Genomic DNA, 9,361 nt, shown 5'->3' on the forward strand with positions numbered 1-9,361 from the left:
GCAGTCCAGGCCATCATGATCTCCATCGAATGTAAGCAATCCGATTGAATCATAACCGACTGAAATCGCTCAATCCTTTTTGGAACAGGCTCTTAGCACTCGACAGGGCCCCAATCCTTGGGCCACGCTTTCAAAATAGAATGCGATTGTTGTGGGGGTTTTCGGCGCGAAGCCGAATATGTTGATTTTCATCCCGGATTTGTAGCTTTTGGATTATACAGTTTCACGTCATTGATAGAAATATGAAGTTGCCATTTGCCTATTGAATAAATATTCAATCGAATTTAATTTCGATATGCGAAGATGATTTGCTAATATTGTTTATACGGGGATTATTAATCCTAACTAAATTAGAATGCTATATAATGCGTGCTGACGATTACATAAGAATACGTCGCAATACTGATCATCAACGGGTTTTGGGATGAGCATGGAAAAGCGACCACTTACCCTGACGGTCAATGGCGCCATTGTCGGGCCGATGGATGTCCCGCTTGGAATGCCAATGGTCGATTTTCTACATGAATATCTCGATTTGACTGGAACGCATTTCGGATGCGGTCAGGGCATTTGTCATGCTTGTACTGTTATCGAGGTTAAGCCTGATGGCACCAAAGTCGAAAGCCGTACATGCATCTATGACGCTCATTTCTTTGCCGGCAAGTCGATCCAGACGATTGAAGGTCATGCGCAGCGCGATGTGACCGGCAATATTCTCGCGCTGACACCCGTTCAGCAGGCATTTATCGACCACTTTTCCTTTCAGTGCGGCTACTGCACGCCAGGTTTTGTCGCGGGCGCTACCGTTTTTATCGAGCAACTCAAACGGCAGCCCGTGAAGCGCGCCGATCTGGAGACGGCGATCGAAGATGCGCTCGACGTCCACATCTGTCGCTGTACCGGTTAGGTCCGTTATTATGAGGCCATCCTTGATGTCGCTCTGGCGACGCCCGGCTGCGTCATCGGTTAATCGGGAGCGCGGCGGTCGGACATGAAACACAAGCGTCTTTATCATTTTATCATAGCTGTCGTGTTGGTTGTCATCGCAGGTGGGCTGTCGGTCTTGTTGGGGGTGTTTCGAACGTCATCCGTGAGCCCCGATCTGAAAGCAGCCCTGTCGGCGGAACAGATGCAGGTGCTTGTCCCCCGTGGCCAGGAACTGGCGCGCGCCGCCGATTGTTTCGGTTGCCATTCTCTGCCGGAAGGTCCAATGGCGGCAGGCGGCGTCGCTATCAAGACTCCATTCGGCACTTTGCATTCAACAAACATTACGCCGGACCCGACCTACGGCATTGGGAAATACAGCCGGGCCGATTTTCATCGCGTGATGAAGTACCGTATCGCGCCGGGCCATCGCAATCTCTATCCGGCTATGCCGTTCCTGTTCACGCAGGTGACAACATCGGACGATATCGACGCGCTTTATGCTTATCTGATGACGATACCGCCGATTGCGGTCGCCAATAAGCGCAATAGTGCTATTTTCCGCCTTCCAGTCCGGCCTTTTGTGAATTTCTGGGCGCTTCTCAATTTCCCCAAGCGCGAAGCACCACACAATGACCAGCGATCTGCTGACTGGAATAGAGGCGCGTATCTGGTTGAAGGCCTGGCGCATTGTGGTGGATGTCACACGCCGCTCAATCTGATGATGGCTCCTGACTTTGCGCGCAATCTGCAGCGCGGCATACTGGAAGGCATGGTCGCGCCCGACGTCACGCAGCCGGTTCTGACACGTCAGGGTTTCGATATTCGGGCATTGAGCCAGTATCTGAAAACGGGCATTGCGGCGCAGGGAACGTCGTTCGCTGACATGAACACGGTGACTCATTTTTCCACCAACGTCATGTCCGATGAGGATATTCGTGCGATCGCCACTTATCTCCTGACGGATATCGACGGCAATATTCCGGTAGTAAAACCTGAGCCCGAAGCTTTGCCGCAGGCCGTTACGCTGCCTTTGGATAGCGACATGGACAAGGGCCGCATGGCTTATATTTCGGCCTGTGCGGATCAATCCGCATCTATATTGAGCGCACAGACTGGGATCTGTTGCGACAACTCAATGTGGAACGTGGCGCAAGGCGCGCTGTTGCCGTAATGACCGATCTGGATACTGGCGCGAACCGCCTTATCCGCAACGGCAACGAACTTCCCGCTTCATTCCGATCAACCATCGGGCAAAGCTTCGCGCGGGGAGTATCGTCCCTTGTCGAGACGGATAATAAAACGCTGTTTTGCAATATGCATCTTCCCAGCCCGCGTTTCGTGATCATAGGCGCGGTCCACATCGCGCAGGTGCTGGTGCCAATGGCGCTGATGGTGGGTTATGAGGTCGAAATCATCGACCCGCGCACGGCCTTCGCCACAAGACAACGCTTTCCTGATAGCACCCTGTATGCCGAATGGCCGCAGGATATATTCGCCGCACATCCGCTTGTTCCCTATACGGCGGTAGCCGTCATGAGCCACGATCCGAAGATCGATGACGCCGCGTTGATCGCCGCCTTGCAGGCGCGGTGCTTTTATGTCGGCGCGTTGGGCAGCCACAAGAGCCACGCGAAGCGCCTGCAACGGCTTGAAGCGATGGGCATGGACCCTGCAAAACTGGCGCGTATAGAAGGGCCGATAGGTTTGGCTATCGGCGCAACCAACCCGGCGGAGATTGCGGTTTCCATACTGGCGCGGCTGGTCCAATCCCTCCGCCAGCCAGATGTATCACCCGCGGCCGGAATGAAACGTCCGACTTTCGATGATTCCGTGTTGGTCTTATGACGGGCAATTTTGCTTCTTATTAATATTTGCTATCGCAAGAATTTCTTACGTCTCCGGGCTAAGTGCGGCTATCATGGCAGTAATACTTATTAACTCCCACTTTCTGCAGTCTTGACAGTTTTATAGTTCCGGCTCTACCTTGAAGTCATGCTGAAGCTCACCGCTGAAGCGAGGGGAGGAATTCATGACTAAAGGTTCAATGTTTAATGGGCTGGGTCTAGGTTCAATTTCGCGACGCCAGTTTCTAACGACCAGTGCAGTCGGGGCCGGCGCCCTGCTTTTACCGTCTTTGCCGTCTTTTGCAGCAGATAAGCCGAAAATCGGTCTTGTCATGAAATCGCTCGCAAACGAGTTTTTCAAGCAAATGCAGGCGGGCGCAGAAGAATATGCTGCCAAAAATACAGATAAGTTCAGCTTTGCTGCCGTTGGCATGAAAGACGAGCGTGATTTTGCTGCACAGGTCGATGCGGTGGAAAACTTCATTACACAGCAGTTCAATGTGATTGTCTTAGCGCCAGCCGATTCCAAAGCCATGGTCACGCCTGTGAAAAAGGCGCTGGAAGCTGGTATCAAGGTCATCAATATTGACGTTGCGCTGGATGAGGACGCGAAGAAGCAAGCTGGAATTGATCTTGCTTTCTTCGGGCCCGACAATCGTGAAGGCGCGAAACTGTCCGGCATGGCTCTGGCCAAAGAGCTGGGTAAGGGCGGCAAGGTTGTTATCCTTGAAGGTAATCCGGAAGCTGATAATGCCAAGGAGCGCAAGAAAGGCTTTGACGATGCTGTTGCCGAAGGCGGTTTGACACTGCTGGATTCCAAAACGGCGCATTGGGAGACGGAAGAAGCCAATACGCTTATGACGAATTTCCTGACGCAGTATCAGGACATTCAAGGCGTTATGGCTGCCAATGACTCCATGGCGCTGGGTGTCGTAAAGGCGCTCGATGCGGCAGGAAAGGCGGGCCAGATCAAGGTTGTCGGCTTCGACAATATTCCAGCCGTCCAGCCACTGATCAAGGATGGCAAAATGCTGGCGACAATCGACCAGTTTGGCGCTCAGATGGCGGCGATGGGCGTTGATTATGGGCTTAAAGAACTGGCGGGCGAGAAATTCTCAGGCTGGGTCAAGACGGATATCAAGCTGATTACCGCCAAGGATCTCTAGAAACTCGCAAGATAGCGAGGCCGCATCGGAAATAGTCCGTTGCGGCTTCCTGCTACTGGCGCACGCAGGAGAAGTCATGCAATCAGCCGACGCGATCTTGAAACTGGATAACGTTGGCAAGACCTTTCCGGGCGTCGTCGCGCTGGACGGTGTCAATCTGCAACTGATACGCGGCGAAACGCATATCATTCTTGGTGAAAATGGGGCTGGAAAATCGACCCTCATCAAGCTGCTCGCGGGCATATATCAGCCCGACGCGGGCGAAATTTTCCTGAATGATCAGCCCTATCGGCCTAAAACGCCACATGACGCGCAAGTTCAGGGCATTCGCATCGTTCATCAGGAACTCAACCTACTCCCACATCTTTCAATAGCAGAAAATCTGATGCTGGAGAGCCTCCCACGGTGTTACGGCATTGTGGATCGCACAGCATTGAATCGGCGTGCCGGGGAGTTGCTGGACGAGGTTGGTCTGGCCCTTGATCCCCGGACGCTCGTTTCCGAATTGGGCGTTGCTCAAATGCAATTGGTCGAAATTGCAAAGGCGCTCGGCTATGATAGCAAACTGCTGGTTCTCGACGAACCGACGGCGACGCTGACCCCGCCGGAAATTGACCGGCTCTTTGCCATTATCGGGAGACTGAAGGCCAGGGGCGTGACCATTATCTATATCTCGCACCGCCTGCACGAAGTCTTCGAGATCGGTGATCGGGTCACTGTGTTGCGTAACGGTCGGTTGGTTGAAACGCGACCCTTACTAGGGCTCAGCGTGCCTCATCTGGTCCGCATGATGATTGGCCGGGATATTGCTGACGAGTATAGTTTTGACTCGTCCATCATGCCAGGTTCGGTTGCGCTGGAAGTTCAAAATGTTACGCGTGCGGCACCAACAGCAGCCGTCTCCTTTTCGGTACGTCAGGGCGAAATTCTTGGTGTGGCAGGTCTGGTTGGATCGGGCCGCACTGAAATCATGCGCGCGATTTTTGGCGCCGATCCTAAAGGCGGTGGACAAATTCGGGTGGATGGCAAGCCCGTCAATATTCGCGACCCCAAGGATGCCGTCAGAAACGGGCTAGGGTTCCTCACCGAAGATCGGAAGGGGCAGGGGCTAATGCTAGACATGCCTGTCGACATAAACGCCACGATTACCGATCTGAAGAAGATATCGCATGGTGGATTCCTGGACAAAGGGGCGGAAAAAACTGCGGTTACGAAACTGGTCGAGCAGCTACGGATCAAAACGGCATCGATCGACACGGCGGTACGCAATCTGTCAGGCGGAAACCAGCAAAAGGTGGTTCTCGCAAAATGGCTGTTTCGCGGCTCCTCGACGCTGATACTGGATGAGCCTACACGCGGTGTTGATGTCGGCGCCAGACGCGAAATCTATCAACTGCTCTGGATGCTGGCTGCAAACCAGAAGGCGATCATCATGATCTCTTCGGATTTGCCGGAGCTTATCGGCATGTGTCACCGCATTATTGTTTTCTCCAACGGCAAGCTGGTGGGAGAGCTGCCCCGGTCGCAATTTGATCAGGAGCGTATTCTCTCACTCGCCTATCAGGAGCATGTCAACCATGATAGATAAGACTTCAATTTCCGAGAAACCCGTTTCAGCCGACCGTCAGAAATTGAAGCGTTTCTTATTGCGAGACGCTGGTGTCTTTCTGGCTCTGTTATTGATCACCTTGGTATTTTCCTTCACCGCGCCTTATTTCGCCACATCGGGAAATGCGCTGAAGATATTCGTTCAGATTGCCATCAACACGGTTCTTGCGGCGGGCATGACTTTCGTCATCCTGACTGGCGGCATCGACCTCTCCGTTGGTTCGGTGCTGGCACTCTGCACTGTCGTTGGCGCGCTCATCATGACTTCTGGTCTGGAGCCGACCTTATCAATACCGCTCGCCGTACTGGCCTGTATTGCAGTTGGTGGATTTTGTGGGTTCATCAATGGCAAAGTATCAACCTTCTGGAAGATACCTTCGTTCATTGTGACGCTTGGTATGTTGAATATCGCCGCAGGCGCTGCACGCGTTGTGTCGAACAACTCAACGATAACAGGACTGCCGCAAGGCTTCGTCGATTTCGGTAATCTGATAATCGGTGGCTTCCTGCCCTCGATTTTCCTCGTTGCAGTGGCGGTGATTTTTGTTGGCTGGTTCATACTACGGTTTACTGTTTTCGGTCGGATGATCTACGCGGTCGGGGCTAATGACGAGGCGGTTCGTCTATCGGGGCATAATCCGGACACATATAAAATTGCGGCCTTTGTCATTTCAGGTATTACCGCTGGCATTGCAGCAATTGTCTATTTGCTGCGTCTGAATATTGGCAGCCCGATTGCCGGTGTTGGCTATGAATTGAACGCAATCGCAGCAGTTATTATTGGCGGAACCAGCCTGTTTGGTGGGAAAGGCTCTATCGTTGGCACACTCGCAGGCGCCTGTATTCTTCAGGTTCTGGCCACCGGTCTGCAATTGCTCGGCATTGGCGACAATTACAAACCAATCATCATTGGTGCGGTGATTATACTTGCCGTGATTGTCGATACCTACCGAGAAAGATTGCTGCGGCGCATTCGCTGATGCGCCGCCCAATCCGATAAAAGAGAGCTATGTTTTAATGAGGTCGGCGGCGATCCTCATGGGTGGGCACCGCTTTCATTCAGAGCTTTCTGGTTCTTTGTCTGGCTTTCCCACAAACCAATTCCGAAGAGAATGGCGGTTGTGAGCCATCCAAGAGTCAGGAGATCCGCCATTTGACCGAACGGTGCAATGAGGGCCACCAAGACAACACCCGCGATATGGGAAAGCGGTAAACGGCCATAGACGACATATTTATAAATGGCGCTGCCAACCAGATAGATAGCGGGGCCGATTGCGATGACGAGAATCTCAGCGAAACTCGCGTGTTCGGCGGGATGCTCCATGGCAAGATCGTTACCAACGGCGCTCACGATAATACCGAATATCAGAATGGCGTGGATATAGTGGAAGTAGGCGCCAATCTTGCCCGGATCGCGGGCTTGCGTGATGCGCGCGGTCGCATCCTTGCTCGAGGTGCCGAAATAGAGCCACCACATCGCAATGGTGCCGAGAAAAGTGGCGAGCATGGCGGACAGCTCGGCAGTGTTCCAGTTTTCCGCACCTGCAAGTGTGGCTCCCGTCGCCAGAAGGCTTTCACCCAGCGCAACAATAACAAAGAGTTGGCAGCGCTCCGCAAGATGCCCGCCCTCAATGGTCCAGTCGCTGACCTCAGAGCGACCCATTCCCGGCAACGCAAAGCCGATCATGGGCGAACCATACTCGCAGAGAACGGCGACGATCCAAAGCGCCAGTCGCAGTTCACCTTCAGCAAAGGCACCGCCGATCCAGAAACAACCAGAAATGACAAGCCAGCCCAGCATTCGCCGGTAATTGGCTGTCAGCGGGTGATTACTTCCCAATTGCCAGTCGATGAAGCCCGTTCGCCCCAGTTGCATTGCAACATAGCAACTAGCAAAAATAAGGCCGCTTTTGCCAAACGCATCCGGTATCGAGGCTGCCATAACCAGCGCCAGCGCCATACAGCAGAACAAGACAAAGCGCAGTTTGGGCTGCTCGGGATTAAACCAGTTTGTGACCCAGCACGTATATTGCCAGCCGAGCCAGACGGCGAACCACAGGACCAGCGTTTCAAGCGCGCTCCAGGCTGTCAAATGATGAAGCAGCGTATGGCTAAGCTGCGTGACCGCGAAAACATAGACGAGATCGAAGAAAAGCTCTTCATACGTGACATGCGCATGGTGGCCGTCTCGCAGACGCAAAAGTGGATGAACTGATTGGCTCATGGATTATTCCCCAGAATGTGGAGCATCAGATAATGAGTGCCGAATTCGAAACGAACGGAGGAGAGCAATCGGCCGGGCGATCAGAATCGACATAAGCATGTCCGTCCCCTTAACTCAAAGCGGCACCTGCAATTTTCACATTATCCTAGGTTGTAGAAAGCGGAAATACTTAAGAGATAACTTATTTGTAGCCGACGTCATTTTCGGTGGCTTATCGGTTCCACAATCAGACGCATACCCTACCCATTTGGATGTAGACAGATTGCCGTCTCTTCTTTTGTGATAATTCAAGGCACAATAGCTGTAATGCAAAGAATCCTGGAGAACGTCGAGCGTTGCAAGCTTGCGAGGAGAAAGGGTGATGACCGAGCTACGTCCCATATCCAATGAGAATGATAGCCTGAACGTGGGCGGCATCCAAAGTACCGCTTTGGGTACAGCCGCCGGTCATCTCGCACTCGTGCCGACGTGGCTCCCCTTCGATGTAGCATCTGCTTCGCCCGGTAGTTCCGCCGGAAATGGCGGGATGGGAATGAGCGTCGGTGTGATCAGCAGCGACGCTTTGGCCGTTTTCGTTCCGTCCAATACCGCAATTGCTGGTCCGGGGGGCGAGGCAGGTGCTGACCAGTTCAACAATGCACTGATTAATCAGCATGTCGCCGAAATGGCAGGGATGGGCGGTGATGGCGGAAACGGCAATGCCGCGATCGGCAGCACAGAAGGCGCTACATCCAACCATGCTGGAAGCGGCGGCGACGGTATTTTTCTTGGCGGGCTTGTCAGCTCCAATGTCGCAGTGTTCGCCCCGGTCAATACGGCGGTTGCGGGCGGACCTCATTCCGTAGCGTCCGCCAATCAGAGCAATAACGCCGCCTTTCTGCAAGGCGCTGACCAAATGGGGGGGATTGGTGGATCAGGCGGTGACCACAACTATGCCGGGTCCGTTTCAGCATCGCCCATACATACCGATACGGGCAGCACCTATGTGTTCACTGGCGATAACTATGCCGGACATGGCGGTGCGGGCGTTTTCGCAGGCACCATGATCGACGTGAATGTGGCGATCTTCTCGCCTATCAATATCGCCGTCGCGGCTGCTGGCGGCAATGCGGATGCACACCAAACGAACAATGTCATCTTCGATCAGGGTGGTACGCAGATCGCCGGGATCGGCGGTAACGGCGGTGGGTTCAACTTGGCGTCAGATACCATTTTCACGGGCAATTCTGCTGCGGGAGGCGGTGGCAATGGTGTTTCAAATGGAAGTCTGGTTGACGTGAATATCGGCTACTTCCATCCGATCAACATTGCAGTTCCAGCTGGCGGCACAGCTGATGCCCAACAGGTAGACCATTTGCTTGTCGACCAGCATGCACTTCAACTGGCGGGTATTGGTGGTGCCGGTGGCCACGACAATTTGTCGGATACAAGCCACGATGCGCTTGCGCACGATATTCTTGCACTTCTCCATGCATGATCAGCGCGCGCGGACCCACCCTAGGTCACATACCCATAAAATAGTTTTCGGTTTGAATGGTTTGTGATTCACTGTCTCCATCGATTTGGAGGCAGTGATGTCGCGTTTTGATTTA

8 protein-coding genes are annotated in these 9,361 nt (G+C 53.3%); 7 read left to right on the forward strand and 1 reads right to left on the reverse strand.

What is annotated here, in order from left to right; genetic code table 11:
* The first annotated feature begins 430 nt into the window (after positions 1-430).
* From FHW03_RS25845 to FHW03_RS25870, 6 genes are all read left to right on the forward strand, one after another.
* On the forward strand, positions 431-907 hold the full coding sequence (locus FHW03_RS25845) for a (2Fe-2S)-binding protein (RefSeq protein ID WP_377515787.1): 477 nt from the start codon (positions 431-433) through the stop codon (positions 905-907).
* Positions 908-991: 84 nt separating this feature from the next.
* The gene (locus FHW03_RS25850; RefSeq protein ID WP_182523270.1) at positions 992-2,098 is read left to right on the forward strand and encodes a cytochrome c; all 1,107 of its coding nucleotides are present in this window, start codon (positions 992-994) and stop codon (positions 2,096-2,098) included.
* Positions 2,098-2,772 carry an XdhC family protein gene (locus FHW03_RS25855; protein WP_182523271.1) on the forward strand — a complete coding sequence of 225 codons (675 nt, stop codon included), beginning with the start codon at positions 2,098-2,100 and terminating at the stop codon, positions 2,770-2,772. Before FHW03_RS25850 ends, FHW03_RS25855 begins: the two co-directional genes overlap by 1 nt.
* Before the next feature lie 184 nt (positions 2,773-2,956).
* Positions 2,957-3,937, forward strand: a complete 981-nt coding sequence (locus FHW03_RS25860; RefSeq protein WP_182523272.1) for a sugar ABC transporter substrate-binding protein — start codon at positions 2,957-2,959, stop codon at positions 3,935-3,937.
* A 76-nt stretch (positions 3,938-4,013) separates the two neighbouring features.
* Positions 4,014-5,525 (forward strand): sugar ABC transporter ATP-binding protein, encoded by a 1,512-nt coding sequence (locus tag FHW03_RS25865; RefSeq protein WP_182523273.1) that lies wholly within the window; start codon positions 4,014-4,016, stop codon positions 5,523-5,525.
* Positions 5,506-6,525, forward strand: a complete 1,020-nt coding sequence (locus FHW03_RS25870; RefSeq protein WP_182523274.1) for an ABC transporter permease — start codon at positions 5,506-5,508, stop codon at positions 6,523-6,525. Before FHW03_RS25865 ends, FHW03_RS25870 begins: the two co-directional genes overlap by 20 nt.
* A 56-nt stretch (positions 6,526-6,581) precedes the next feature.
* On the opposite strand, the gene FHW03_RS25875 is transcribed toward FHW03_RS25870, so the two are convergent.
* Positions 6,582-7,769 (reverse strand): low temperature requirement protein A, encoded by a 1,188-nt coding sequence (locus FHW03_RS25875; protein ID WP_182523275.1) that lies wholly within the window; start codon positions 7,767-7,769, stop codon positions 6,582-6,584.
* A 361-nt stretch (positions 7,770-8,130) separates the two neighbouring features.
* On the opposite strand from FHW03_RS25875, the gene FHW03_RS25880 reads away from it, so the two are divergent.
* Positions 8,131-9,246, forward strand: coding sequence for a hypothetical protein (locus tag FHW03_RS25880; protein ID WP_182523276.1), 1,116 nt, complete (start codon positions 8,131-8,133; stop codon positions 9,244-9,246).
* Positions 9,247-9,361 lie beyond the last annotated feature (115 nt).

It is taken from the genome of Ochrobactrum sp. RH2CCR150 (assembly GCA_014138095.1).
GTDB classification, from domain to species: Bacteria; Pseudomonadota; Alphaproteobacteria; order Rhizobiales; family Rhizobiaceae; genus Brucella; species Brucella gambitense.